The 25566-nt window shown below is 70.2% G+C and carries 29 protein-coding genes; 10 read left to right on the top strand and 19 right to left on the bottom strand.

Features of this window, described 5'->3' with window-relative positions; genetic code table 11:
• Nucleotides 1–191 precede the first annotated feature (191 nt).
• Nucleotides 192–989 carry a winged helix-turn-helix domain-containing protein gene (locus VPH61_RS03025; protein ID WP_332062036.1) on the bottom strand — a complete coding sequence of 266 codons (798 nt, stop codon included), beginning with the start codon at nt 987–989 and terminating at the stop codon, nt 192–194.
• A 499-nt stretch (nt 990–1488) separates the two neighbouring features.
• Nucleotides 1489–2124 carry a uracil phosphoribosyltransferase gene (gene upp / locus VPH61_RS03020; RefSeq protein WP_332062035.1) on the bottom strand — a complete coding sequence of 212 codons (636 nt, stop codon included), beginning with the start codon at nt 2122–2124 and terminating at the stop codon, nt 1489–1491.
• Between the two features lie 45 nt (nt 2125–2169).
• Between upp and tadA the strand changes: the two genes are divergently transcribed.
• Nucleotides 2170–2637, top strand: a complete 468-nt coding sequence (tadA, locus tag VPH61_RS03015) for a tRNA adenosine(34) deaminase TadA (RefSeq protein ID WP_442879058.1) — start codon at nt 2170–2172, stop codon at nt 2635–2637.
• Here tadA and VPH61_RS03010 read toward each other — a convergent pair.
• Nucleotides 2624–3244, bottom strand: a complete 621-nt coding sequence (locus VPH61_RS03010; protein WP_332062033.1) for a TetR family transcriptional regulator — start codon at nt 3242–3244, stop codon at nt 2624–2626. The two genes, tadA and VPH61_RS03010, sit on opposite strands and share 14 nt — an antisense overlap.
• Before the next feature lie 114 nt (nt 3245–3358).
• On the opposite strand from VPH61_RS03010, the gene VPH61_RS03005 reads away from it, so the two are divergent.
• Entirely contained in the window at nt 3359–4144 is a 786-nt protein-coding gene (locus VPH61_RS03005) for an SDR family NAD(P)-dependent oxidoreductase (protein ID WP_332062032.1), read from the top strand.
• Nucleotides 4145–4213: 69 nt separating this feature from the next.
• Here the strand turns inward: VPH61_RS03005 and VPH61_RS03000 are convergent, their stop codons facing one another.
• Both VPH61_RS03000 and VPH61_RS02995 read right to left on the bottom strand, forming a co-directional pair.
• A complete protein-coding gene (locus VPH61_RS03000) occupies nt 4214–4942 on the bottom strand; it encodes a glutamine amidotransferase (RefSeq protein WP_332062031.1) in 729 nt (242 codons plus the stop codon).
• Nucleotides 4939–5901, bottom strand: coding sequence for a cation diffusion facilitator family transporter (locus VPH61_RS02995; RefSeq protein WP_332062030.1), 963 nt, complete (start codon nt 5899–5901; stop codon nt 4939–4941). The genes VPH61_RS03000 and VPH61_RS02995 overlap by 4 nt, the downstream gene beginning before the upstream one ends.
• 80 nt (nt 5902–5981) lie before the next feature.
• On the opposite strand from VPH61_RS02995, the gene proC reads away from it, so the two are divergent.
• Nucleotides 5982–6833, top strand: a complete 852-nt coding sequence (gene proC, locus VPH61_RS02990; protein ID WP_332062029.1) for a pyrroline-5-carboxylate reductase — start codon at nt 5982–5984, stop codon at nt 6831–6833.
• 82 nt (nt 6834–6915) lie between these two features.
• On the opposite strand, the gene VPH61_RS02985 is transcribed toward proC, so the two are convergent.
• On the bottom strand, nt 6916–7167 hold the full coding sequence (locus tag VPH61_RS02985) for a hypothetical protein (RefSeq protein WP_332062028.1): 252 nt from the start codon (nt 7165–7167) through the stop codon (nt 6916–6918).
• An 87-nt stretch (nt 7168–7254) separates the two neighbouring features.
• The gene (gene rlmC / locus VPH61_RS02980; RefSeq protein WP_332062027.1) at nt 7255–8379 is read right to left on the bottom strand and encodes a 23S rRNA (uracil(747)-C(5))-methyltransferase RlmC; all 1125 of its coding nucleotides are present in this window, start codon (nt 8377–8379) and stop codon (nt 7255–7257) included.
• A 33-nt stretch (nt 8380–8412) separates the two neighbouring features.
• Here rlmC and VPH61_RS02975 point away from each other — a divergent pair, with 33 nt between their 5' ends.
• Both VPH61_RS02975 and VPH61_RS02970 read left to right on the top strand, forming a co-directional pair.
• A complete protein-coding gene (locus VPH61_RS02975; RefSeq protein WP_332062026.1) occupies nt 8413–9054 on the top strand; it encodes a hypothetical protein in 642 nt (213 codons plus the stop codon).
• Between the two features lie 111 nt (nt 9055–9165).
• Complete coding sequence (locus tag VPH61_RS02970) at nt 9166–10728, top strand: HNH endonuclease signature motif containing protein (protein ID WP_332062025.1); 1563 nt, start codon at nt 9166–9168, stop codon at nt 10726–10728.
• 33 nt (nt 10729–10761) lie between these two features.
• Here the strand turns inward: VPH61_RS02970 and VPH61_RS02965 are convergent, their stop codons facing one another.
• The 7 genes from VPH61_RS02965 to VPH61_RS02935 are packed head-to-tail and all read right to left on the bottom strand — an operon-like array spanning nt 10762 to nt 18847.
• On the bottom strand, nt 10762–11481 hold the full coding sequence (locus VPH61_RS02965; RefSeq protein WP_332062024.1) for a response regulator transcription factor: 720 nt from the start codon (nt 11479–11481) through the stop codon (nt 10762–10764).
• On the bottom strand, nt 11478–14006 hold the full coding sequence (locus tag VPH61_RS02960; protein ID WP_332062023.1) for an ATP-binding protein: 2529 nt from the start codon (nt 14004–14006) through the stop codon (nt 11478–11480). Before VPH61_RS02960 ends, VPH61_RS02965 begins: the two co-directional genes overlap by 4 nt.
• 11 nt (nt 14007–14017) lie before the next feature.
• Complete coding sequence (gene kdpC / locus VPH61_RS02955; protein WP_332062022.1) at nt 14018–14623, bottom strand: potassium-transporting ATPase subunit KdpC; 606 nt, start codon at nt 14621–14623, stop codon at nt 14018–14020.
• A gap of 22 nt (nt 14624–14645) precedes the next feature.
• On the bottom strand, nt 14646–16823 hold the full coding sequence (gene kdpB, locus VPH61_RS02950; protein ID WP_332062021.1) for a potassium-transporting ATPase subunit KdpB: 2178 nt from the start codon (nt 16821–16823) through the stop codon (nt 14646–14648).
• A 1-nt stretch (nt 16824) separates the two neighbouring features.
• Complete coding sequence (kdpA, locus tag VPH61_RS02945) at nt 16825–18516, bottom strand: potassium-transporting ATPase subunit KdpA (protein ID WP_332062020.1); 1692 nt, start codon at nt 18514–18516, stop codon at nt 16825–16827.
• Nucleotides 18516–18605 (bottom strand): potassium-transporting ATPase subunit F, encoded by a 90-nt coding sequence (locus tag VPH61_RS02940; RefSeq protein ID WP_022891167.1) that lies wholly within the window; start codon nt 18603–18605, stop codon nt 18516–18518. Before VPH61_RS02940 ends, kdpA begins: the two co-directional genes overlap by 1 nt.
• Nucleotides 18602–18847, bottom strand: a complete 246-nt coding sequence (locus tag VPH61_RS02935; protein ID WP_332062019.1) for a hypothetical protein — start codon at nt 18845–18847, stop codon at nt 18602–18604. Before VPH61_RS02935 ends, VPH61_RS02940 begins: the two co-directional genes overlap by 4 nt.
• Before the next feature lie 39 nt (nt 18848–18886).
• Between VPH61_RS02935 and VPH61_RS02930 the strand changes: the two genes are divergently transcribed.
• Nucleotides 18887–19282: a hypothetical protein gene (locus VPH61_RS02930; protein WP_332062018.1), complete on the top strand. Its 396-nt coding sequence runs from the start codon at nt 18887–18889 to the stop codon at nt 19280–19282.
• 21 nt (nt 19283–19303) lie between these two features.
• Here VPH61_RS02930 and VPH61_RS02925 read toward each other — a convergent pair whose 3' ends face one another.
• From VPH61_RS02925 to VPH61_RS02915, 3 genes are read right to left on the bottom strand one after another with little or no spacing between them, the layout of a single operon-like run.
• Nucleotides 19304–19645: a hypothetical protein gene (locus tag VPH61_RS02925; protein WP_332062017.1), complete on the bottom strand. Its 342-nt coding sequence runs from the start codon at nt 19643–19645 to the stop codon at nt 19304–19306.
• A 53-nt stretch (nt 19646–19698) separates the two neighbouring features.
• Nucleotides 19699–20367, bottom strand: coding sequence for a potassium channel family protein (locus tag VPH61_RS02920; RefSeq protein WP_332062016.1), 669 nt, complete (start codon nt 20365–20367; stop codon nt 19699–19701).
• Nucleotides 20360–21805 (bottom strand): TrkH family potassium uptake protein, encoded by a 1446-nt coding sequence (locus VPH61_RS02915; RefSeq protein WP_332062015.1) that lies wholly within the window; start codon nt 21803–21805, stop codon nt 20360–20362. Before VPH61_RS02915 ends, VPH61_RS02920 begins: the two co-directional genes overlap by 8 nt.
• Nucleotides 21806–21876: 71 nt before the next feature.
• Between VPH61_RS02915 and VPH61_RS02910 the strand changes: the two genes are divergently transcribed.
• A complete protein-coding gene (locus tag VPH61_RS02910; protein WP_332062014.1) occupies nt 21877–22308 on the top strand; it encodes an ArsR/SmtB family transcription factor in 432 nt (143 codons plus the stop codon).
• 11 nt (nt 22309–22319) lie between these two features.
• Here VPH61_RS02910 and VPH61_RS02905 read toward each other — a convergent pair whose 3' ends face one another.
• Both VPH61_RS02905 and VPH61_RS02900 read right to left on the bottom strand, forming a co-directional pair.
• Entirely contained in the window at nt 22320–22805 is a 486-nt protein-coding gene (locus VPH61_RS02905; RefSeq protein WP_332062013.1) for an anthrone oxygenase family protein, read from the bottom strand.
• 46 nt (nt 22806–22851) lie between these two features.
• Nucleotides 22852–23361: a GNAT family N-acetyltransferase gene (locus VPH61_RS02900; protein WP_332062012.1), complete on the bottom strand. Its 510-nt coding sequence runs from the start codon at nt 23359–23361 to the stop codon at nt 22852–22854.
• Between the two features lie 118 nt (nt 23362–23479).
• Here VPH61_RS02900 and VPH61_RS02895 point away from each other — a divergent pair, with 118 nt between their 5' ends.
• The 3 genes from VPH61_RS02895 to VPH61_RS02885 all read left to right on the top strand — a co-directional run bounded on the left by VPH61_RS02895 (nt 23480) and on the right by VPH61_RS02885 (nt 25562).
• Complete coding sequence (locus VPH61_RS02895) at nt 23480–23578, top strand: 30S ribosomal protein bS22 (protein WP_003792170.1); 99 nt, start codon at nt 23480–23482, stop codon at nt 23576–23578.
• 75 nt (nt 23579–23653) lie between these two features.
• Nucleotides 23654–23923, top strand: a complete 270-nt coding sequence (locus VPH61_RS02890; protein ID WP_332062011.1) for a glutaredoxin family protein — start codon at nt 23654–23656, stop codon at nt 23921–23923.
• A 73-nt stretch (nt 23924–23996) separates the two neighbouring features.
• The gene (locus tag VPH61_RS02885) at nt 23997–25562 is read left to right on the top strand and encodes an FAD-dependent oxidoreductase (protein WP_332062010.1); all 1566 of its coding nucleotides are present in this window, start codon (nt 23997–23999) and stop codon (nt 25560–25562) included.
• Nucleotides 25563–25566: the final 4 nt, after the last annotated feature.

The following is a 25566-nucleotide window of genomic DNA, read 5'->3' as shown; positions in this document are numbered from 1 at the left end:
GGTCGTAGAGGCTGACGACCGGCCCTCTCCCTTGCACCAAGAGTGTCCTGCAATCACATTCCACACCGCCTGCCACAGCAAACAAGCGGTGCAGTTCCGAATATATAACGGATCGGTAACAGGCGCTAGTTATCGTTCTGTTATTTTTCGAACGAGTTCGTTCCGCGGCACTCGGCGGCGCCTGCGGGGCCTCAGTACAGGTCGGGGGAGGGCGTCGACGCCTGGCGGATCGAGACGTCCGCGTGGCGGTCGAAGCGGTAGCCCACGCCACGAACCGTGCGCACGATGTCCTGGTAGTGGGCGAGCTTCGAGCGCAGGCGACGCACGTGCACGTCGATCGTGCGCTCGCTCGGGGCCTCGTCGTCGGCGTCCCAGAGGTTGTCGATGAGCTCGTGGCGGTCGATCGTGCGGCCCTCGCGGAGCACGAGGTACTGCAGCAGCTCGAACTCCTTGTACGTGAGGCCGGCGGCCTCGCCGTCGAGCAGCACGCGCTTGCGCGAGATGTCGATGATCACGCCGTTGGGGTGACGGTCGGCGTCGTCGCGGACGCCCTGGCCTTCGCGCTGCTTCGCGAGCGCCGACGGGTCCTGCAGGGCGAGGCGCACGACGTCGACATCGCGGCCGCCGGCGCCCTCCGGTGCGAGTGCGACCGCGGCGTACGTCTCGGCTGACGGGGAGACCTCGGCCGTCAGTGCGCGCAGCGCCTCGACGATGCGGTGAAGGGTCGTGCCGTCGGCGAGGGCCTTGGCCTCGTCGATGCCGACGTAGAGCACGAAGCCGCGAGCTTCGGTGCCTTCGGGCACGGCGCGAACCCGAGGGCTGCGGGCTGCGGTCGCCGCGTCGGAGGGCGTGGTCGCGCCGATGGCGGGCGCTGCCTCAGCGGGGAGCGAGCGGAGCGGAGCGGATGCGTGCGTCGGTGCCGCGGAGAGCGACGGTGCGGTGCGGGCCTGGACGGGACGGACGGGAGCGGGTGCGAATGCGAGAGACATGACGGAGGATCCTTGCGTGAAGGGTGCAGCGACGGACCCCTGGAGTCGGGGTCTGAGCGAATGGCCGGACGGCCGGGCGAACCCCCGGATGCGGCGGGTTCAGAGGAGTCGGCGTCGATCTGGGTGCGGATCGGCTGCGGAACTCGGCGGTGGGGTCGCGGTCAGCGGCACATTCGACAACACATGGCTGCACGTGCCGGCATCATCATGCCGGTCGTCCTGAGAGCGCCGTGGGCGGTCAGGTTGCGTGCGGTGTCTGTCATGAGCGTCAGTCAAACCGATCGCCGAGCATGTGTCAATTCGTGACCGTCGCGTGACGGGGTGTGACATCGCACGCGGTGCGCGATGCTGAGAGGCATCCGGCAGGATCAGTCAGTCGATGAGCAAGCGTGCAAGATTCTGCGATGAGTACGCAGTTTCAGAAATGTTCCGCGTCGGATACTCGCCCCGGCATGTCGAGGCTCGAAGATCCTTCGGCGGACGTCGTTGGCGGTGGCGCTTATACCGTGCCGTAGAGGCGGTCGCCCGCATCGCCGAGGCCGGGCACGATGTAGCCCAGTTCGTTGAGGCGCTCGTCGACGGCGCCGAGCACGACGGTGACCTCGCCGCGACCTTCCATGGCCTGCTCGACCGCAGCCAGCCCCTCGGGTGCTGCGAGGATGCAGATCGCCGTGACATCCGTCGCCCCGCGCTTCAGCAGGAACTCGATCGCCGCGATGAGCGAGCCGCCCGTGGCGAGCATCGGGTCGAGCACGAAGCACTGCCGGTCGCTGAGGTCGTCGGGCAGTCGCTCGGCGTAGGTCGTCGGCTCGAGCGTCTCTTCGTTGCGCGCCATGCCGAGGAAGCCGACTTCGGCGGTCGGCACGAGCTTCACCATGCCCTCGAGCATGCCGAGACCGGCGCGCAGGATCGGCACGATGAGCGGCTTCGGGTCGGCGATGCGCACGCCAGTGGTGGGGGAGACCGGGGTGACGATGTCGACCGGCTCGACCCGCACGCCGCGAGTGCCCTCGTACGCGAGGAGCGTCATGAGCTCTTCGACGAGCGAGCGGAACACCGGCGACGGGGTCTTCTCGTCGCGGAGCACCGTCAGCTTGTGGGTGATGAGCGGGTGGTCGGCAACGTGGACTCGCATAGGCTCGAGTCTAGTTCGGGCGGGTCGAGCGCGGAGGTGGAGAAGGTGGAGCTGCCGCAGCACCGTGAATGGATGCGCCTCGCGCTCGCCGAGGCCGCCCAGGCGCCCGCGACGCGCGACGTGCCGGTCGGCGCGATCGTCGTCGACGCCGCGGGCGAGGTCATCGCCGCGCGTCGCAACGAACGCGAGCTGCACGGCGATCCGACGGCGCACGCCGAACTCCTGGCGCTTCGTTCAGCGGCCGAGGTCACGGGCGACTGGCGGCTCACCGAGTGCACCCTCGTCGTCACGCTCGAGCCGTGCGTCATGTGCGCGGGGGCGATCCTCGCGGCGCGCGTTCCGACCGTCGTGTTCGGCGCGTGGGATGAGAAGGCCGGCGCGGCCGGTTCGCTCTACGACGTGCTGCGGGATCGACGGCTCAATCACCGGGTCGAGGTCTTCGCGGGCGTCGAAGCGGATGCCGCGGCGCAGCTGCTGCTCGAATTCTTCGAGGACCCGCTCAGGCGGCACTGAGGCCGGCCGAGAGGCGGCGGAAGTTGTGCACGGCGCGCTCGGCCGGTGACCCAGGTCCGACCTCGGGGTCGTCCGTCTCCGCCCAAGCCTCGAGCGCGATGCGGATCGCGTCGGTCGCCGCTGCCGCGACGAGTCGTGCGGTGGGCTCGTCGACCGCAGGCCCGGCGAGTTCGAGGATGACGCCGCGCAGCTTCGTCTCGGACTCCCGGTTGACGCGGTACCAGACGTTCATGAGGGCGGGGTCGTCGACGCCGGCGCGCAGGAGGCCGCGCGTCCAGCTCACTCCTTCGAGGTCATCGCCCGGCGGGGTGAGCGCCTCGGCGATCGCCCGCTCGATCGCGGTCAGCGGGTCGACGGAACGATCGGATGCCGCGAGCAGCGCCCGCCAGTGGTCGGCGCCGACGGTGAGGAGCGGCGCGACGGCGTCCTCCTTCGTGCGGAAGTAGCGGTAGAAGGTGCGCAGCGCGACGCCTCCTGCCGAGGCGATCTCCTCGGCGGTCGTCGCGTCGGGACCGCGGTCGGTGAAGAGTCGGGCTGCGGCGCGGGCGAGTTCGAGCTGGGTCGCGGCCTTGCGGCGTTCGGTCAGCGTCGGAGGTCTCTCATCCACGTTCGAAGCGTACGCGATGCTGCGTCATCGGTGGCGTCCGGCGCCACGCTGGCACAACGTGCCAAGCTGGCGTAACGTGTAACACAACTTCCCGAAGCTGAAAGGTCACCAGTCATGAACCGTTACGAAGGACGCCGCGCGATGGTCACCGGCGGAGGCTCCGGCATCGGCCAGGCCACCGTGCTGCGCATGCTCGCCGAGGGCGGCGTCGTCGTCGCCGCCGACGTGAGCGAGGCCGGCCTCGCCGACACCGTCGCGAAGGCCGGCGACGCCGCCGACCGCCTCACGACCGTCGTCGTGAACATCGCCGACGAGGCATCCGTTCGTGACGGGGTGGCCGCTGCGATCGCCGCGCTCGGCGGACTCGACGTGCTCGTCAACGCCGCCGGCATCCTGCGCTCCTCGCACACGCACGAGACGACCCTCGAGCAGTTCCAGCAGGTCATCACCGTGAACCTCGTCGGCACGTTCCTCATGATCCGCGAGGCGATCCCCGCGCTCCGGGAGGGAGACGGGCCGGCGGTCGTGAACTTCAGTTCGACGTCGGCGGCGTTCGCCCACCCGTACATGGCCGCCTACGCGGCCAGCAAGGGCGGCGTGCAGTCGATGACCCACGCGCTCGCCGCGGAGTACGGCAAGCAGGGCATCCGCTTCAACTCGGTGCAGCCCGGCTCGATCTCCTCGGGCATGACCGACGGCAGCGGCGAGAGCAAGCAGAGCCAGGGCCCCGGCCTGCCCGATGACGCCGACTTCAGCCTCTTCATGAAGCTCACCCCGGCGATCGCGCAGGGCATGGCCAGCCCCGAGACCGTCGCCGGCGTGGTCGCGATGCTCGCGAGCGACGACGGCGCCTTCATCACGGGCACCGAGGTGCGCATCGACGGCGGCACGCACTTCTAGTCCGAATCGTCGGTCGAGTATGCGCGCCAGCGCCTCCTCGACCGGCGTGGTTCCGAGGCGGTGCGGGTGCTACGCGGCACGCCTGTCGCGGGCCTCGAGCCCCTCGAGGTATTCGCCGAGCAGTCGAGCGGATGCCGCCTCCGCGACCGGCCCGAACGACGCGCGCTCCTCGCGGAGCTGCTCTCGAGTCAGGCCGTACGCGGGCAACTCGTCGCCCCACTCGCGCAGCCAGTCCTCGTGGATCTCGTCGGTGACCTCGGGGTGGAACTGCACGGCGAGCAGCCACTCGCCCTTCGCGAAGGCCTGGTTCTCGTAGGCACCCGATGACGCGAGTCGTTCGACACCCTCGGGCAGCTCGAAGGTGTCCCCGTGCCACTGCACCGTCGGCACCCCGGCGAAGTGCCGCACCGGCGAGTTCGCGCCGGCAGCGGTCGGCTCGACCGTCAGCCAGCCGACCTCCTTCTTCGGTCCTTTGTAGACCTCGGCACCGAGCGTCTTCGCGAGCAGTTGCGCGCCGAGGCAGACGCCGAAGATCGGCGCCTCGGCGTCGATGCGGGTGCGGAGCAGTGCGATCTCGTCGGCCAGGTACGGGTAGCGGTCGGTCTCGTACGCACCCTCGTCACCGCCGAGCACCACGACGAGGTCGGGCGCGAGAGCATCGAGCGCTGCGACATCCGTCGACGGGGCATCGACCGTGACGATCTCGTAGCCGTGCGCCTCGAGCGTGGGGCCGAGATTGCCGAGGCCGATCGCGGAATCGTGGCGCAGCACCAGTGCGGTGCGACGAGCCTCCGTCACTCGAGGCCCTTGATGACGATGGCGTCGGTCGGCGGCGCCGGGTGGTTCGGCTCGACGTAGATGTCGGGCTCGATGTAGATGACGCGCGCCGCGGGCACCGCTTCGCGGATGCGCGATTCGATCGCGTTCGTCGCCGCAGAGACCTCGAGCAGGCGCTGGTCGGACGTGAAGCCGAGCTTCGCGCCGACGAGCAGCTCGTCGGGGCCGAGGTAGAGGGTCTTCATGTGGATGATGCGCTCGGCCTCGGGGCCCGCGAGGATCGCCTGCTCGATGCGGGTGACGTCTTCGTCGCTGGCGCCCTCGCCGACGAGCAGCGACTTCGTCTCGATGCCGAGCACGATCGCCACGAGCACGAGGAGCGTACCGATCATGAGCGTGCCGATGGCGTCGAACAGCGGGTTGCCGGTGAGCACCGTCAGGCCGACCGCGATGAACGCGAAGACGAGGCCGATGAGGGCCGCGACGTCTTCGAGCAGCACGACGGGCAGCTCGGGGGCCTTCGCGCGGCGCACGAACTGCACCCAGCTCTGGCGGCCGCGGATGTGGTTCGACTCCTTCACCGCGGTGCGCAGCGAGAACGACTCGAGCACGATCGCGATCGCGAGCACGAGCAGCGGCAGCCACGCGTTCTCGAGCTCGTGCGGGTGCGTCAGCTTGTCGACGCCCTCGTAGATCGAGAAGATGCCGCCGACCGAGAACAGGATGATCGACACGACGAAGGCGTAGACGTAGCGCTCGCGGCCGTAGCCGAACGGGTGCTCCTTGTCAGCGGCCTTCTTCGCCTTGCGGCCGCCGAGGATCAGCAGCAGCTGGTTTCCCGCGTCGGCGACCGAGTGCACGGCCTCGGCGAGCATCGAGGCCGAGCCGGAGAAGAACCACGCGATGAACTTCGTCAGGGCGATGCCCGTGTTGGCGAGGAACGCCGCGATGATTGCCTTGGTGCCGCCCGATGCGCTCATGGAGCAATCCTAAAGGCGGATGATCGGCTGAGTCTGCGTCGCCCGGCCACAGGATCGGGCCTCGAATCTAGGATGGTCGCATGAGTGCCGAGGCCCCCGTCCGACTGCCCGCGATCGCGTTCCTGGGGGCGGGCTCGATGGCCCGCGCCATCCTGACCGGCCTGTTGCAGCCGGGCATCGAGGTCGATGGCGGCATCCGTGCGACGAATCGCAGCGAGGAGAAGGCGACGGAACTCGCCGGGCTTCCCGGCGTCGTCGCATACGCCACCGAGACGGATGCCGCGGCCAACCGCACGGCCGTCGCGGGTGCGAAGCTCGTGGTCGTCGCCGTGAAGCCAGCGATGGTGCCCGCCCTGCTCGAGGAGATCGCCGACGCCCTCGAGCCCGGTGCGATCGTCGTGAGCGTCGCGGCCGGCGTCACCGTCGCGACGTTCGAGTCGCTGCTGCCCGAGTCGGTCTCGGTGATCCGGTCGATGCCGAACACCCCGGCCGTCGTCGGGCGGGCGGTCACGGGCGTCGCGGCAGGCACCCGGTCGAGCGATGACGATCTCGCGCTCGCCGTGGCCCTGTTCGAAACCGTCGGCGAAGTGCTCGTCGTGCCCGAGGCGCAGATCGACGCGCTCTCGACGATCTCGGGATCCGGCCCGGCCTACGTCTTCTACCTGATCGAACAGCTCACGGCTGCTGCGGTCGACAAGGGCTTCACGCCCGAGCAGGCATCCGTGATGGTCGAGGGAACGTTCCGCGGTGCGAGCGAGCTGCTCGCCGCCTCAGACGACGGCCCCGCTGAGCTGCGCCGACGAGTGACGAGCCCGAAGGGCACGACCGAGCGCGCCGTCGCCGTGCTCGAGGAGGCCGGGTTCAAGCAGATCTTCGACCGCGCCACCGATGCCGCGCTCGCCCGCGCGCGCGAGCTCGCAGCGGGCGCCTGAGCAGGCACGTTCGAGCGGCGGAGTGCAGGGCGCCGTCTCGGAACGCGCTTCGGAGCTCGAGACGGCGCCCAGGCCACCGGCGCTACAGCGCGGCGTGCGCCTTGCCAGAGCGAGCCCTGACGAGCATCTTCGCGACGCGCACGCTGGCGACGATCACCAGCATCGCGCCGACGGCGCTGGCGCCCATCGTGAGACCGGCGACCAATGCGTCGGGGTGCTCACGGGTGAGCGTCGGGTGGGCGGCGAGTTCACTCTCGAAACCGGCGGCGAAGCCGATCATGAACAGCCAGGTCGCGACGACCATCGTCGCGAGGAATGTAGGGATCCTCTTCATGTCGCCTCCTTCGGCGTGACCTGCCAGTATAGCCCACGCGCACGGAAATGCCTGAACCGGGCCGGTTTTCCCGACTCAGACCCCGCTTCAGACCCGTTCGAGCAGCACCATGACCTCGAAGTGCGTCGTCTGCGGGAACATGTCGAACACGCGGCCGCGCACCGGCCGCAGCGACGGCATCGCCTCGAGGTCGCGCGCGAGCGAGGCCGCGTTGCAGCTCGAGTACAGCACGTGACGAACAGCGGATGCCTCGAGCCATCCGCTCAGCTCACGGCCGATGCCCCGACGGGGCGGGTTCACGATCACGAGATCGGGCGCCGTGTCTGCTCCCAGGGCGAAGGCGGTGGCGTCGCCGGCCTCGAACCGCACGCGCGAGAGCGCGGCATCCGTTCGGCTCAGCTCGGCGCTCGCGACGGCCTCGACGCTCGTCTCGATGCCGGTGACGGATGCCGCGGCATCCGCGATGTGGAGGGCGAAGCCGCCGACGCCCGAGTAGAGATCCCATGCCGAATCGGGCGCGAGCGCCCGCACCCAGTCGCGCGCCTCGACGTAGAGCGCCTCGGCGATCTCGGTGTTGGTCTGGAAGAAGCTCTGCGGGCGCAGGTGCATCGTCACGTCGCCGAGGCGCATCGGCAGCGTGGAGGCCTCGGTGAAGACGATCTCGTGCTCGCCCTCGAGCACGGCCTTGTGCTCGGGAAGCACGTTCGCGGTGACGACGCGCGCATTCGGCAGCTCGGCGAGGAGCCACGGCAGGTGCTTGCGGATGCGCCCGACCGGCTCGGTCGAACGCACCACGAAGCGGATCATGAGCTCGCCGTCGGGCGACTCGGTGAGGATCAGGTGCTTGAGCTCGCCCGTGCGGCTCGGCACGTCGTAGGGCGTGAGACCGGCGCGCGTGATGAACGCCGCGATCACCGGGAACGCCGCCCGGTGGCCGGGGGAGCAGATGCCGCACGCCTCGAGGTCGATGCCGTGGCCGTCGGCGTCGAGGATGCCGATCGTCGGGGCCGCCGTCGTGCCGCCGATCACCATCTTCGCCTTGTTGCGGTAGCCGCCTTCGCGGCTGCCGATCGGGGCCAGCCAGTCGAGGCCCGTGTGCGCGCGCAGGAGGTCTTCGGCGTGCCGCTGCTTGTCGGCGAGCTGCCGCTCGTAGGGCTGCCCCATGAGCGAGCACGAGGTGCAACGCCCGGCGTCGAAGTAGGAGCAGTCCACGGGTTCCAGCGTAGGCGCGGATACGGTGGTCGGGTGAGCGCCGCCGACGACCGCCCCCGTGCCCCCGGAGATCTCGTGCGGGTTCGCGCGACGAAGTGGCTCGGGCAGCCGCACTGGGAGTTCGACGGCCGCTGGCTCGGTGCCGATGAGCACGGCGACTGGGTCGGATTCCCGGCCGGCACCCGGTTCGCCCGGCCTGGCCATGCCTTCACCGCGACGTGGGACTCGGTGTCGCTCTTCCCGCGCGCGGGCTGGGCGGCCGGCTTCAACGCGGAGCATCCGCGGGGGCTCGGCACCTACGTCGACCTCGCGACGGTTCCCGAGTGGCGAGCGGATGCCGCGGGGGTAGCGGGGTCGCCGGGGTTGCCGGGTGCGCCGGGGTTGCCGGGTTCGGCCGTGGCGCCGGGGCCGCCCGGGTCGCCGGGCTGGACGGTCTCCTACGTCGACCTCGATCTCGACATCGTGGAGCGCGCCGGGTCGCCGGCATTCATCGACGACGAGGACGAGTTCGCCCAGCACGCGATGGAGTTCGGATACCCGCCCGAGTTGGTGGCGCGCGTTCGAGCCGATGCCGACGCCGTGCTGGGAGCGGTGCGCGGGCGCGAGGCGCCGTTCGACGGTGCCACGGCTGCGGGGTGGCTCGAACGGCTCGAACGGCTCGAACGTCTCGACTAGCTCGACTGGGTTCGTGCTGCCTGCCTTGCCTGCCTCACGCGTCGCCGATCATTCGCCGATTCATTCGAACATTTGTTCGATTCCAGCGCCGATTTTCGCTAGAATGAAGCCATGCCCGAAGCCAGCGCAGCACTCTCAGACCTGAGAGTCGCGTGCGATCTCGCCGATGAGATCTGGGCGGGCGCGCTGCTTCGACCATCGACCGATTCGATTGCCGATGTGGCGGCCATGAGCGGCGATGGGCTGGTTCGCGTGACCGAGTCGCTCGCCGAGTTGGCGCGTCGCGTGCAGTCGCTCCAGGCGAAGTGCGCTGCCGAGCTCGCGAGTCGTTCGCGCTCGGGCGGTGAAGATGATGTTGCTCGCAGGCACGGGTTCTCCTCGGCAGAGCGGCTCATCGCGTCAGCCACCGGCGGCCGGTTCAGCGACGCCGCCAAGCTCGTGGCGGTGGGCGAGGCGACCGCTCCGCGGGCGTCGTTCACCGGTCAGGCGCTGCCACCGCGGCACCCGCATCTGGCCGCCGGCCTCGAGTCCGGCTCGCTGTGCGTCGATGCAGCCGAGACGATCCGCCGATTCCTCGACGGGGTGGCCCCCCGTGCCGATCGGCAGCAGGTGGACGAGGCCGAACTGCTGCTGGTCGAACGTGCGCCGACCGTCGGGGTCGACGGGCTCACGCGGCTGATCAAGCAACTGCAGGCGCGACTCGATCCCGACGGTGTCAAGCCCCGCGAAGACGAGCTGCGTTCGCAGCGCGGGCTGCGCATCTGGGAGGACCGCGCCGGCATGATCCAGCTGCAGGGCGCGTTCGACCCGGTGAACGGCGCTCCGATCAAGCTGGCCGTCGAGGCGCTCGTCGGTGCCGAGCTGCACCGGGCACGCGACGCGAAGCGCGGCTTCGGCGCGGTGGCCGAAAGCGAGTGCGATGCTGACGGCGTCGGCATCGGCGTCGGCGCCGGTGGCGCGAATTCCGCGGGCGGTGTGCCCGCGCGCGCCGGCGTGCTCGATGCGATCGACGAGTCCGGCACGATCGGCGGGCCCGATGCGATCTTCGACGAGCAGCGCACGATCGCGCAGATGAACGCCGACGCGCTCGCCGACATTGCTCGCCTCTCGCTCGGGGCGAAGCAGGCGCCCGCGGCGCTCAGACAGACGACGGTGGTCGCGCGCATCGACGCAGGGGCGCTGGCCGACGGTCGCGGGCACGGCACGATCGACGGCATCGACCAGCCCATCTCGGTCGCAACGGTGCGAGAGCTGGCGATGTCGGCCGGCATCAGCCCGCTGCTGCTCGGTCACCGTTCCGAGCCGCTCGAACTCGGCCGAGCCGCCCGGCTCTTCACGCCTGCGCAGAAGCTCGCCCTCGTCGAGCGAGACGGCGGTTGCGCCTGGCCGTCATGCAACCGTCCGCCATCGCATACGCAGGCGCATCACATCCGGTGGTGGAAGCGGCATCGCGGCCGCACTGACCTCGGCAACGGCATCATGCTGTGTTCGCATCATCATCACCGAGTACATGACGACGGGTGGATCATCACGGTGCGCGATGCGCAGACGTGGTTCACGCCACCGGTGCATCTCGACCCGCAGCAGCGACCGCGCCCCGGCAATCGACGACTGCCGACGATGCCGAGAGCTGCCGTGGCGGCCGCATCCGTCGCGCGGGTGTCGGCTGCCTGAACCCGAGCCGGGTCTCGAGACGCTCCTTCGTGGCTACTCGACCGGCGGTGATGCGGCCTCGGCGGCACCCGGCTCGAAGCGGTAGCCCATGCCGGGCTCGGTGAGGAAGAACCGCGGCTCCGACGGCGTCGGCTCGAGCTTGCGCCGCAACTGGGCGACGTAGAGACGCAGGTATCCGGCATCGTTCGCGTGGAACGGCCCCCACACCTCGCTCAGCAGCATCTGCCGGGTGAGCAGCTTTCCCGGGTTCTTGAGGAACAACTCGAGCAGGCGCCACTCCGTCGGCGTCAGGCGTACGGATGTCGCGTGCCCCGAGGCATCCGTCGACCTGATGGTCTTCGCGGCCAGGTCGACCGTGAGGGCGCCGATCGCGTACGCCGAGGCATCCGCGTCGCCGCTCGTCGACCGGGCGCGGGCTCGGATGCGGGCGAGCAGCTCGTCCATCGCGAAGGGCTTCGTCACGTAGTCGTCGGCGCCGGCATCGAGGGCGTCGACCTTCTCGGCGGAGTCGGTGCGACCCGAGAGCACGAGGATCGGCACCTTCGACCATGCGCGCACCGCGCGGATGACGTCGAGGCCGTCGACGCGGGGCATGCCGAGGTCGAGGAGGATCAGGTCGGGGTGCGCGTTCGCCGCCAGGTCGATCGCCTCGGCACCGTCGCGAGCAGCGACGACCTCGTAGCCGCGCGCGGCGAGCGTGATGCGCAGCGCCCGCTGCAGCTGGTCGTCGTCATCGGCGAGGAGGATCCTCATCGCAGCTCCTCGGTGGGGGTGGTGGTTGTCGAAGTGGTCGTGGTCGGTATCCCGGCGGAAGGCAGCGTGACGACCATGGTCAGGCCGCCGCCGGGGGTGTCCTCGACGTCGAGCGTGCCGTCCATGCCCTCGACGAAGCCCTTCGACAGCGCGAGCCCGAGCCCGAGGCCCGTGTCGTTGTCGGTGTCGCCGAGGCGCTGGAACGGCGTGAACACCTCGTCGCGGCGTTCGGCAGGAATGCCGGGCCCACGATCGACGACGCGCAGTTCGGTGCGGCCCTGGAACGAACTCGCGGCGAGCCGAACGCGCTCGCCGTCGGGGCTGTGGCGCACGGCGTTCGCGAGCAGGTTCACGACGACACGCTGCAGCAGCACACCGTCGGCGAGCACGGGGGCCAGGTCGTCGGCGAGGTCGAGCTCCACGTCGGCGGGGCCGAGCGCGAGCTCGTCGAGCGCGGGCAGCACGACGTCCGCGACCTCGGTGGGGGCGAGGGTGACGGCGAGCGCCCCGGCCTGCACCCGGCTCACGTCGAGCAGGTTCGTGACGAGCTCGGCGAGTGCGTCGAGGCTCTCGGAGGCGGTCGCGAGCAGCTCGTCGCGCTCGGCGGCGGGCAGCTCGACCTCGTGCGAGCGCAGGGCGCTCACTGCCGCCGACGCCGAGGTGAGCGGGCGCCGCAGATCGTGCCCGACGGCCGCGAGCAGGGCCGATCGCATGCGGTCGGTCTCGACGAGGGCGCCGGCCGCAGAGGCGGCGGTCGCGAGCGCGCCGTGCTCGATCGCGGCATCCATCTGGGCGGCGATCACCTGCAGCAGGCGGCGCTCGGATGCCTCGAGGTCCTGTCCGTGCAGTTCGAGCACGCCGCGGCCGCCGATGGGGATCTCGGTGACCCGGTCGTCGCGGCTCGGCTCGCCGTCGGCGACCTTGGTCTCGCCGTCGACGAGGAGCCGCACACCGGTAAGGCCGAACGCCTCACGGGTGCGGGTGACCATCGCCTGCAGGGCGTCCTCACCTCGCAGCACGCTGCCGGCGAGGGTCGCGAGCAGCTGCGACTCCGCGGCTGCGCGGCGGGCGACGCGGGTGCGACGCGCGGCCTGGTCGACGACGTAGCTGACGAGCAGCGCGTTGGCGACGTAGAAGACGAGGGCGAGCAACTGTCTCGGGTCGCTGATCGTGAGCGTGTGCGTCGGTTCGACGAAGAGGAAGTTGAGGGTGAACCCCGAGAGCACCGCCGCGAACAGGCCAGGCCACATGCCGCCGATGAGGGCGACCACGATGACGAGCAACTGGTACGCCAGCACGTCGCTCGTGATCGACGTCTCGGTGTGGAACGTCACGAGCAGCCAGCTGAGCAGCGGCCCGGCGACGAGTGCGACGGCGAAGCCGGCGATGAGGCGCCGGCGGCTGAGCGCACCGCCGAGCTTCGGAAGCGAGAAGCCCGAGCCCGCCGCCGCCGCGTGCGTGACGATGTGAACGTCGATGTCGCCGGACTCGCGGATGACGGTGGCCCCGATGCCCGGCCCGGTGAACGCTGCGGCGAGCCGCGACCGGCGGCTGACGCCGATGACGAGCTGGGTGGCGTTGGCCGCCCTCGCGAAGTCGACGAGCGCACGGGGCACGTCTTCGCCGACGACCTGGTGGAAGGTGCCGCCGAGCTGTTCGACGAGCGTGCGCTGGTGATCGAGGGCGCCCGGATGCCGCGCCCGCATGCCGTCGGGATTCGTGACGTGCACTGCGATGAGCTCGCCGCCCGATGAGCGCGAGGCGATGCGGGCGCCTCGGCGCAGCAGTGTCTCGCCCTCGGGGCCGCCGGTCAGGGCGACGACGACGCGTTCGCGCGCCTCCCACTTGCGATCGATGCCGTGCTCGACGCGGTAGGCCGTGAGCGCGGAGTCGACCTCGTCGGCGAGCCAGAGCAGCGCGAGTTCGCGCAGTGCGGTGAGGTTGCCGAGCCGGAAGTAGTTCGAGAGGGCGGCGTCGATGCGCTCGGCCGGGTAGACGAGGCCGCTCGCGAGCCGGTCGCGCAGCGCCTGCGGGGCGAGGTCGACGACCTCGATCTGGTCGGCGGCCCGCAGCACGGCATCAGGGATGGTCTCGCGCTGGGCGACCCCGGTGATCTGCTGCACGACATCGCCGAGCGACTCGATGTGCTGCGTGTTGACCGTGGAGATCACGTCGATGCCGTCGTCGAGCAGTTCGTCGACATCTTGCCAGCGCTTGGCATGCCGCGAGCCCGGCGCATTCGTGTGCGCGAGCTCGTCGACGAGGGCGATCTCGGGCCGGCGTGCGAGCACCGCGTCGAGGTCCATCTCTTCGAGGCCCATGCCGCGGTGCTCGATCGTGGTGCGGGGCAGCACCTCGAGCCCGCTGACCATCGACGCGGTGGCCTTTCGCCCGTGCGTCTCGACGAATGCCACGACGACGTCCCTGCCGTCACCGCGCAGTCGCCTGCCCTCCTCGAGCATCGAGTAGGTCTTGCCGACGCCGGGGGCGGCGCCGAGCAGCACGCGAAGCCGCCCCCGTCTCATCAGCTCGCCCCTCAGCCCAGCTCGGAGAGGGCGAGGTTCAGCTGCAGCACGTTGACGGTGGGCTCGCCCAGGTACCCGAGATCCCGTGCCTGAATCCTAGACTCCACGAGTTCGCGCACCTCGGATTCGGCCAGGCCGCGCTCGCCGGCGATGCGTGCCACCTGCAGCAGTGCGTACTCGGGGCTGATGTGCGGGTCGAGGCCCGACGCCGACGCGGTGACCGCATCGGCCGGGACATCCGCTTCGGAGACGCCGTTGAATGCGGCGACCTGCGCCTTCCGCTCCTCGATCGCGGCGATGAGGTCGGTGTTCTCGGGGCCCCAGTTGCTGCCGCTCGACGCGCCGCCGTCGTAGCCGTCGCCGGCCGCCGAGGGTCGCGGCTGGAACCATTCGGGAAGCGGCTCGCCCGAGGCATCCGCGAACGACTGGCCGATGAGCGCGGAGCCCACGACCTCGCCGTCCGAGCGCTCGACCGATCCGTTCGCCTGGGCGGGCAGTACGAGCTGCCCGATGCCCGTGACGACGATCGTGTAGGCGACGCCGAGCACGAGGGTGAAGACGAGCATCGCGCGGATCGCCACCCAGTGGGTGCGGGCCGTCGTGCGTGTGGAGCTCATGAGGATGTCCTTTCGCCCGGGCCTAGAAGCCCGGGATGAGGCTGACGACGAGGTCGATCAGCTTGATGCCGATGAACGGGGCGATGATGCCGCCGAGGCCGTAGACGAGGAGGTTCCGGCCGAGGATCGCGGACGCGCCGCCGGGCCGGTACTTCACGCCGCGCAGGGCGAGGGGGATCAGGAACACGATGACGATCGCGTTGAAGACGATCGCCGACAGGATCGCCGAGGCCGGCGAACTCAGCTGCATGATGTTCAGCACCGCGAGCCCGGGGAAGACACCCGCGAACATTGCCGGGATGATCGCGAAGTACTTCGCGACGTCGTTGGCGATCGAGAACGTCGTGAGGGCGCCGCGCGTGATGAGCAGCTGCTTGCCGATGCGCACGATCTCGATGAGCTTCGTCGGGTCGCTGTCGAGGTCGACCATGTTGCCGGCCTCCTTCGCGGCCGAGGTGCCGGTGTTCATCGCGACGCCGACATCGGCCTGCGCGAGCGCCGGGGCGTCGTTCGTGCCGTCGCCCGTCATGGCGACGAGGTTGCCGCCCGCCTGCTCGCGCTTGATGAGCGCCATCTTGTCTTCGGGCGTGGCCTCGGCGAGGTAGTCGTCGACACCCGCCTCGGCGGCGATGGCCTTCGCGGTGAGCGGGTTGTCGCCCGTGATCATGACCGTGCGGATGCCCATCGCGCGGAGCTCGGCGAAGCGCTCGGTGAGGCCGTCCTTCACGATGTCCTTCAGGTGCACGACGCCGAGGAGGCGCGCTGCGCCGTTCGCGTCCTTCTCGGCGACGACGAGCGGCGTGCCGCCGCTGTTCGAGATCGCCGCGACGCGCTGCTCGAGCTCGTCGCGCGTCGACGAGGCGATGCGACCGGATGCCTCGACCCAGGCGATGACCGCCGACCCTGCGCCCTTGCGAATGCTGGAGCCGTCGGGCAGGTCGAGCCCCGACATGCGGGCCTGCGCCGTGAACGGCACGACCTCGCCGGCCGGTGCGCTCTCGAAGCGGATGCCGCGTTCCGCCGCCAGCTCGACGATCGACGACCCCTCGGGAGTCGGGTCGGCGAGCGACGACAGTGCCGCCGCCCGTTCGAGCTCGGCGACCTCCACGCCCGGCATCGGCACGAACTCGCTCGCCCGGCGGTTGCCGTATGTGATGGTGCCGGTCTTGTCGAGCAGCAGCGTCGTGACGTCGCCCGCCGCCTCGACCGCGCGGCCCGACATCGCGAGCACGTTGCGCTGCACGAGCCGGTCCATGCCGGCGATGCCGATGGCCGAGAGCAGGGCGCCGATCGTCGTCGGGATGAGGCAGACGAGCAGGGCGATGAGCACCGGGATCGAGACCGGCGCCGCCGCGTAGGACGCGATCGGGTTCAGCGTGAGCGTGACGACCACGAAGATGATCGAGAGGCTCGCGAGCAGGATGTTCAGCGCGATCTCGTTCGGCGTCTTCTGGCGCGAGGCGCCCTCGACGAGCGCGATCATGCGGTCGACGAAGGTCTCGCCGGGCTTCGAGGTGATGCGCACGACGATGCGGTCGGAGAGCACGCGGGTGCCGCCCGTGACCGCCGAGCGGTCGCCGCCCGACTCGCGCACGACCGGCGCCGATTCACCGGTGATGGCCGACTCGTCGACGGATGCGATGCCGTGCACGATGTCGCCGTCGCCGGGAATCAGCTCGCCCGCCGTCACCACGACGGTGTCACCGAGCGTGAGGTCGGCCGACGAGACGTCGCGGAGCGGGGTGCGTTCGGCCGCGGCATCCGTCGACTCGTCGTAGCCGGTGACGAGCCGTGCGGTCGTCGACGTGCGGGTCTGGCGCAGGCTGTCGGCCTGCGCCTTGCCGCGGCCCTCGGCGACCGACTCGGCGAGGTTCGCGAAGAGCACGGTGAGCCAGAGCCAGGCGGCGATCGCCCAGGTGAACGAGGTCGGCACGGCGGTGCCGCCCGACGAGCCGGGGCCGCCGAGGAACGGCTCGGCGATCGCGAGCACGGTCGTGAGCGCGGCGCCGACCTCGACGAGGAACATGACCGGGTTCCGCCACATCTGGCGCGGGTCGAGCTTGCGGAACGCGCCGGGCATGGCTGCGAGCAGCTGCGCCGCGCCGAACGCGCCCTTCGGCTTCTGGCCGGCGGGTTCAGGATGCTGCGACAGCGACGCCGAGGCATCCGCTGCGCGTTGTTCGGTGGTGATGGTGGACATGTCAGTTCAGCCCTTCCGCCAGGGGACCCAGCGTGAGAACGGGGAAGTAGGTGAGCGCGGTCACGATGACCGTGACGCCCACGAGGAGGCCGACGAACTGCGGCCGGTGGGTGGGCAGGGTGCCTGCGGTGGCCGGCACCCTGTCTTGCGCGGCGAGGGAGCCGGCGAGGGCGAGCACCAGCACGATCGGGATGAACCGGCCGAGCAGCATGGCGACGCCGAGTGCCGTGTTGAACCACGGTGTGTTCGCGGTGAGGCCCGCGAACGCCGAGCCGTTGTTGTTCGACGCGCTCGTGAAGGCGTAGAGCACCTCGCTCATCCCGTGGATGCCGGGGTTCCAGATCGAGACCGACTCGACGTCCTCCCGAATGCCGGGGATCGCGAAGCTCAGCGCCGTGCCCACGAGCACGAGCGTCGGCGTGACGAGGATGTAGAGGCTTGCGAGCTTGATCTCGCGCGGCCCGATCTTCTTGCCGAGGTACTCGGGCGTGCGGCCGACGAGGAGGCCGGCGATGAACACCGCGATGATCGCGAGCACGAGCATGCCGTAGAGGCCCGAACCGACGCCGCCGGGGGCGACCTCGCCGAGCATCATGTTGAGCATCGGCATCATGCCGCCGATCGCGGTGAACGAGTCGTGCATCGAGTTCACGGCGCCCGTCGAGGTGAGCGTCGAGGTGGTGCCGAAGAGCGTCGAGCCGAAGATGCCGAAGCGCGCCTCCTTGCCCTCGAGCGCACCGCCGGCGAGTTCGGGCGCGGTGCCGTTGCCGCCCGCCTCGAGCGCGCTGAGCGCGGTGAGGGAGACGACGTAGAGCGTCGCCATGACGGCGAGGATCGCGTAGCCCTGCTTGTTCGAGCCGACCATCCGGCCGAAGGTGCGCGGCAGGGCGAAGGGGATCGCGAGCATGAGCACGTTCTGGAAGAGGCTCGTCCAGGCCGTCGGGTTCTCGAACGGGTGCGCCGAGTTCACGTTGAAGAAGCCGCCGCCGTTCGTGCCGAGCAGCTTGATGACCTCTTGCGAGGCGACCGGGCCACCCGGCAGCTGCTGCGTGTTGCCGGCCAGCGTCGTGATCTCGGTGAAGCCGTTGAAGTTCTGCACGACGCCGCCGATCACGAGCACGATCGCGCCGATCACCGAGAGCGGCAGCAGCAGCCGGAACGCGCCGCGGAACAGGTCGACCCAGAAGTTGCCGATCGTGCTCGAGCCGCGGCGAGCGAAGCCGCGCACGAGGGCGACCGCGACGGCGATGCCGACGGCGGCCGAGACGAAGTTCTGCACCGCGAGGCCCGCGAGCTGCACCGTGTAGCCCATCGTGAGCTCGGGGGAGTACGACTGCCAGTTCGTGTTCGCCACGAACGAGGCAGCCGTGTTGAATGAGAGCCCCTCGGGCACGGCGGGCAGCCCGAGCGAGTACGGCAGCACCGCCTGGGCGCGTTGCAGCACGTAGACGAACAGCAGGCCGACGACCGAGAACGCGAGCACGCCGCGGAGGTAGGCGGGCCACGACTGCTCCGAACGCGGGTCGACGCCGATGAGGCGATAGAGCCCGGATTCGAATTTCCAGTCGCGGTCGCTCGTGTAGAGGCGCGCCATGTAGTCGCCGAGCGGGCGGTAGAGGAGCGCGAGGACGAGGGCGAGGGTGGCCGCCTGCAGGACGGCCAGAAGCACGTCCGGACCGGTGGTGCCGCCCATCAGAACCGCTCGGGCTTCACGAGGGCGTACACGAGGTACACCACGGCGGCGACACCCAACGCGGCAGCGAGGAGCTCGAAGAAGATCACAGCTTCTCGACCCCCCTGGCGATGAGGCCGACGAGTACGAACACGGCGATGATGCCGAGAAGGTAGACGACGTCGAGCACGAAGACTCCAGATTCGGGAGTTCCGCCTGCCGCGGGTGCTGCTGGCGGGCCGGTTCCGACGAGCTCGACCGGCAGAGTCGATGCAACACCCGAGCGGATGCCGCGGCGCCGATCCTCACGGAGTCCTAACGCCTCCTCGGCGGATCCGAATGCGTCGCTCACGTGGCGTGGCGACAGCCCGCTGGGCGGTACGTTTGGCTCATGAATGCGGCGGACACCATCTCGGTCATTACCGAGGTGATCGGATGGTTCGCGCTCGCCGCGGGGCTCGCGTGCCTGCTGCTCGCGCTCCTCATCCGCGTGGCCGACGGCCGCTGGTTGCGCACCGAAGCCCTCGTCGTCGATGACGACGAGGGCAGCATCGTGCGATGGTTCACCGACGACGGGTTCCAGTCGCGTCGGCTCAGCGCCGACGAGCGCGCGCACGTGATGCACCCCGACGAGGAGCCCGCGTACTACAAGGAGCGGGAGCCGTACCGTCTGCGGCTGCACGAGCCGCCGACCGGTCGACGCGTCATCCGCATCCTCGGCCTCGTGTTCATCGGCATCGCCGCGGCCTCGGCCGTCATCGGCGTCGTGCTGATGTTCGTCGGCTGAGCGGAAGGGCTGCGGACTCGGTCACAGACCGCTTCTCGGCGCGGTGGGTGCGTTCGCCGGCTGGTTCACCTCGAACGGCTGCTCGGCGATGGCGGCCGGCAGAAGCTCGCCCAGGACGATGAGCACGACGAACATCACGACGATGCCCGTCAGCGGGATCCACCAGGCGCGGCGGCGCAGGACGAGCATCACGACGGCGACGATGACGGCGGCGCCGGCGACGATCCCGGGGGTGAGCTTCACCGCGACGACGATCGCCTGGACGAGGATGCCCCGGCAATCACGACCGGCGCATGCGTCGAGGCTCATGAAGGTGGCCAGCACCAGCAGGTACGCGACCGGCACCGTTGCCAGCAGCAGCACGATGCCGCCGATCGTGAATCCGAGGTCGTGCCTCCGAGCGGAGTCCGGGGCCATCACTCGAGCGCGGCGAACCGCTCGATGTCGCTCTCGGTGCCCGAGACGATGATGAGGTCGTGGTTTGAGACGACGGTGTGCTCGGTCGCGTAGGTGAAGGGCTTGCCCGGGCTCTTCACGCCGACGACGGTCACGCGGTACTTCGACCGCACGCCCGACTCGGTGAGGTTCTTGCCGCGGATCGGCTTCGGCGGGTACATCTTCACGAGGGCGAAGTCGTCGTCGAACTCGATGAAGTCGAGCATGCGACCGCTGACGAGGTGCGCGGTGCGCTCACCCGCCTCGCGCTCGGGATAGATGACGTGGTTGGCGCCGATGCGCTGCAGGATCTTGCCGTGCGAGGCCGAGATCGCCTTCGCCCAGATCTGCGGGATCTTCAGGTCGACGAGGTTCGCCGTGATGAGCACGGACGCCTCGATCGACGACCCCACCGCGCACACGGCGATCGAGAAGTCCTGCGCGCCGATCTGGCGCAGCGCGTCGAGCGAGCGCGCGTCGGCGACGACGGCGTGGGTGACGCGCTCCGACCACTTCTGCACGAGCGCTTCGCTCTCGTCGACGGCGAGCACCTCGCGGCCGAGCCGGTCGAGCTGGCCCGCGGTGGCCGCTCCGAAGCGGCCGAGGCCGATCACGAGCACCGGGGCGTCGTGCCTGATTCGATCAACCAACGATGGGCCTCTCTTCCGGGCGCTTGAACAATTGCCGGCGCTGGCTCGCCGCCAGGGCCGCGGCGAGTGTCACTGTACCAACCCGCCCCATGAACATCGTGGCCGCCATGACGTACTTGCCCTCGGGCGGCAGCTCGGCCGTGAGCCCTGTCGAGAGGCCGCACGTGGCGAACCCCGAGATCACGTCGAACAGCACGAAGTCGAGCGGCGCCTTCGTCATCTGGGTGATGATGATGGTCGAGACCGCGACGATCGTCGCGCCCCACAGCACGACGCTGACGGCGAGGCGCAGGATGTCGCGCGGGATGCGCCGACCGAACGCCTCCATCGAGGGCGCGCCGCGGGCCTCGGCGAAGGCGGCGAGGAAGAGCACGGCGAGCGTCGTGACCTTGATGCCGCCCGCGGTCGACGCCGAGCCACCGCCGACGAACATCAGCATGTCGGAGACCAGCAGGCTCGACGGGTACAGGTCTGCCATGTCGATCGTCGAGAAGCCGCCCGACCTCGTCATCGTCGACATGAACAGCGCCTCGAACAGCGTCTTGCCGAAGTTGAACCCGCCGTACGTCTTCGGGTTGTCGTACTCGAGCACGAGGAACGCCAGCGCCCCGAGCGCGAAGAGGATGCCGGTCGTCGCGAGCGTGAGCTTGACGTGCACGCTCCAGCGCCGGGGCTTCCGCCACATCTTCGCGAGCGCGAAGATCACCGGGAACCCGACGCTGCCGAGGAAGACCGCGATCATCAGGAGCGACTGGAACCAGTAGTCGTCGAAGAACTCCACGGGGCCGGCCACGTTGGGGCTGAACCCCGTGTTCGTGAACGCGCTGGCCGCGTAATAGGCCGAGTACCAGATGCTGGTGCCGAGGTCGTAGCCGGCGGCGAGCACGCTCGGGATCATCCCGAGCATGATCACGGCCTCGATCGTGAGGGTGCTGACGGCGACGGTGACGAGCAGCCCGCCGACCTCGCCGAGACGCACAGCCTGGCGTTCGGAGACCGGGCCGACGTGCACGCGCGACGGGTTGGTGTCGCTCGCGGCGATGAGCTTGGCCCGCAGGCCGAGTCGGCGGGAGATCACGAGGCCGAGGATCGACGCGAGCGTCAGCACGCCCATGCCGCCGATGTTCATGCCGATGAAGATGACGCCGTTGCCGAACGGCGACCAGTAGGTGGCCATGTCGACGGTGGTCAGGCCGGTGACGCAGATCGTCGACACGGCGGTGAAGAGTGCGTCGGCCAGGGGCGAGCTGCTGCGTTCACCGGCGCGGGCGATCGGCAGCGACAGCAGCAGGGTGGTGACGAGGATGAGTGCCGCGAAGATGAGGATCGCGAATCGCGCCGGCGAACTCTTGACCAGTGTGTCGAGCGCATCCCGCGCCTTGCCGAACCACGACCGGCGATCGACTCGACCGAGTCGACCAATCGGCTGTGCGCGCATCGAGCCCCCTCCGTGCGTCAGCGAACGCGTGAGTCATGGTACTCCCCACGCGGAGTGACTAACCTTGGGGCATGGCGGACATCTTCGACGTGGTTGCGGACTCGACGCGGCGTGACATCCTCGCGGTGCTCCTCGAGCGCGAGGCAGCGGTGCCGTCGTCGGGCGGGGAGATCAGCGTCTCCGAGATCGTCGCCGCACTCGGCGCGAGCCAGCCGACGGTCTCGAAGCACCTGAAGGTGCTGCGCGAGTCGGGCCTCGTCGCCGTGCGCGAAGAGGGCCAGCACCGCTATTACAAGCTCGACCGCACGCCGCTCGAGACGCTCGAAGACTGGCTGATCCCGTTCATGTCGACGGATGCCGCGGCCGACGCCGCCACGCTCGCGAGCGCCGGCGCGCGCGACGAGGTGCCGCTGAACGAGGAGCAGTTCGCGTTCGCCTCCGCCATCGGCAAGGCGTTCGCCGAGACCGCCCACCAGGTCACCGCAGTCGTCAAGCGCAAGTAGCCTCCCGACGTTCAGACCGCGGCGAGCAACGCGAGCACGAACGCGAGGCACGCCGCCGCAGAGGTGATCGTGCGCACGTGGTTCCACGCGAGCCAGCCCGGACGGAACGCCTGCCAGGCGGAGGCGAGCGCCGCGGCATCCGTCTCGGCCGGCGCAGCCAGACGGTTGTTGCGCGGCACGTTCGCGCCGGCCGTCACGCCCACCACGCCGAAGAGGTAGAGCGCCGCGCCGCCGATCGACCACCACGTCGCACCCTCGGGCTCGCCGAGGAACGCGACGACGGCGAGCACCGCGACGGCGAGCGCCGTGCCGAAGATCGCGAGCATGAGTGGCGCCCGCACCGCGGTGACGTTGATCTCGCGCATGGCGCGCGCCGCGTCGGCGGCAGGCAGGCGCCCGATGCCCTGGGTGACGAACCCCGAGAAGGCGAAGAAGACCCCGGCGACGAGGCCGGTGCCGAGGATCGCCACGATGAGCAGGATGTCGACGAAGGTCATGGGGTCAGTCTGCCGTGCGGGTTTCGACCGGCTCAACCCGCAGAGGTCAGGAGAGCGGCTTGATCATCTCGAGTTCGAGGCCGCCCGGCGCGAGTTCGTATTCGCGACTGCGGCCGGTGCGCGTGAAGCCGAGCTTCTCGTAGAAGCGGATCGCCCGCGGGTTGTCCTCGTGCACCTCGAGACGCAGGGTGCTGCCGAACTCGCGCGCCCACTGCTCGACCGCTTCGAGCAGCAGCCGTGAGACTCCGGCCTCGTCGCCGCGGTGCTCTGGGGCGACGTAGACGCCCACGAGCATCGGCCCCGACGTAGCATCCGGAATATAGCCGCCCATCTGCCCGATCCAGCGTTCGCCGTCGATCGCAACGATCGAGGTCTGCCGCGGGGTCGTGCCGCGCATGGCACGTGCCCGCCACGTCGCCTCGTCGGCGTCGAGCGCCGTGGCGAGCGTCTCTCCGTAGGCGAGCGGGGTGTCGCGCAGCATCTCGAGACGCAGCGCGCGCACGGCCTGCCAGTCGGCTTCCTCGGTGGTTCGGATGACGAGATCGGGGCGGGGCATCCCTCGACGCTAACCCATCGGGCGAAGGGTGCCGTTCGGATCCGGTAGACTACCCCGAGGCTTTCTGGCCTCCGGCCGCGGCACGCGCGTCCGACTCGATCTTTTCTGTGAGGTTCTGATGGGTTCCGTCATCAAGAAGCGCCGCAAGCGTATGGCGAAGAAGAAGCACCGCAAGCTGCTTCGCAAGACGCGCCACCAGCGTCGCAACAAGAAGTAGTCCTTCGAGACTCGGCTGAGCGTCAGGCCCATGCGGCCTGGCGCTTTTCGCTGTACCCGCGCATAGGCTGAAGGGGTGCCACGCGACATCCGACTCACGCTCATCGGCAAGCCCGGTTGCCACCTCTGCGACGACGCACGAGACGTGGTGCAGGCCGTGATGGACGAGATCGCGTCGACGGATGCCGCGCCGCGCATCGTGTTCGATGAGCGCTCGATCCTCGACGACGACGAACTGCGCGCCCGCTACGCCGAGGAGATCCCCGTCGTGCTGATCGACGATGTGGTGCACAACTACTGGCGCATCGACCCGGTGCGGCTGAAGACGGCGCTGCTCGCCGACTGACGCGGTCGTACCCACTGCGCGTCGACCGGTCAAGCCCGTTGCCCGCGCCCGGCGCCGGGTCTTGACTGGCGCCATGGACGTGTACTGGAAGGACCGCCCGGAACGCTCCGATGGCGACATGCCCGACGACGGCGTGCCCGACGACGCCGTGCTGCGGTCTCCGCTGCCGGGCCGGCCCGTCGACGTCGCCGTCATCGGCGCGGGCGTCACCGGCCTCTCGACCGCGCTCATGCTGCAGCGCGCCGGCCGTTCCGTCGCGATCGTCGAGGCGAGCGAGGTGGCCGCGCTCGCCTCGGGCGCGAACACCGGCAAGGCGAGCGTGCTGCAGGGCTCCCGCCTCCGCCGCATCCGCCGCTCGCACTCGGCTGCGGTGACCCGCGCCTACGTCGAGGCGAACCTCGACGGGCAGGCCTGGCTCGCCGAGTTCATCGCCGAACAGGAGGTGCCGGTCGCGTACGAGACGGCGTACAGCTACGCGCAGTCGGAGGCCGGCCTCGACGTCGTGCGCGCCGAGTTCGACGCGGCGCGCGAGGCGGGGCTGCCGGTCGAACTGGTCGACCGGATGCCGGTGCCCTTCCCGTTCGCCGGTGGCGTCGCGCTCGAGCGTCAGCTGGCCCTCGATCCGTACCGGCTCATGCTCGAGCTCGCTCGCGCGTTCGTCGCCGCCGGTGGCGTGCTCGTGACCGGCGTGCGGGTGCTCGACGTGCACGCGGGCGACCCGGTGGCGCTCGAGACCGACCAGGGCGAGCTTCGTGCGCGCGACGTCGTCGTGGCCACGGCCACACCGATCCTCGATCGCGGCCTGTACTTCGCGAAGACGCGGCACTCGCGCTCCTACATCGCCTCGTTCCGCGTCGACGATCCGCCGACGCCCGGGCTCTTCCTCTCGGTCGACCAGCCGACGCGCTCGGTGCGCACGGCGCCACCGCATCCCGAAGCCGGTGCCGCCGGGCTGCAGCTCATCGTGAGCGGCAACGAGCACCCCGTCGGCCGGACGGCCTCCGCAGCCGCCCGCGACGAGGACCTCGTGCGGTGGACGCGGCGGTACTTCCCGGGCGCCGAGCTCACCCATCGCTGGTCGGCTCAGGACTACGAGTCGCTGAACCTCGTGCCCTTCGCCGGCCGGCTGCCGCGCGGCAGGGGCCGGGTCTGGTTCGCGACGGGCTACGCGAAGTGGGGCCTCACGAACGGCGCGGCTGCGGCTCTCCGCATCTCCGCCGAGATCCTCGGCGAGCCGTGGCGCGAGCAGCGCCCGTGGATCCGAACGCTCGGCACGCGGGTGACGGCGCCGTCCGACCTCGGCCGGGGCATCGCCGAGAACGCGACGGTCGCGCGAGAGCTCGTCGCCGGCTGGGCCCGGGCGGAGACGCGTTCGGCACCGGTGCGGCGGCCCGGTGAGGGCGACGGGGTCGTGGCGTCCCGCGGGGGAGTACCCGTCGGCGTGTCGACGGTCGACGGCCGGACCTGCGCGGTGCGGGCGATCTGCACCCACCTCGGCGGGGTCGTGCAGTGGAACGACGCCGAGAAGACGTGGGACTGCCCGTTGCACGGCTCGCGATTCGAGGCCTCCGGCCGGCTCATCGAAGGGCCCGCGGTGCGGGATCTCCCGGCGACCGACCGCCCAGCGGGCGAACTCTGACGTA

The organism is Agromyces sp. CCNWLW203 (genome assembly GCF_036576125.1).
In the GTDB taxonomy this organism is placed as follows: domain Bacteria; phylum Actinomycetota; class Actinomycetes; order Actinomycetales; family Microbacteriaceae; genus Agromyces.
Note: the sequence above shows the minus strand (reverse complement) of the source record. Positions and strands in the feature narration are given on the sequence as shown.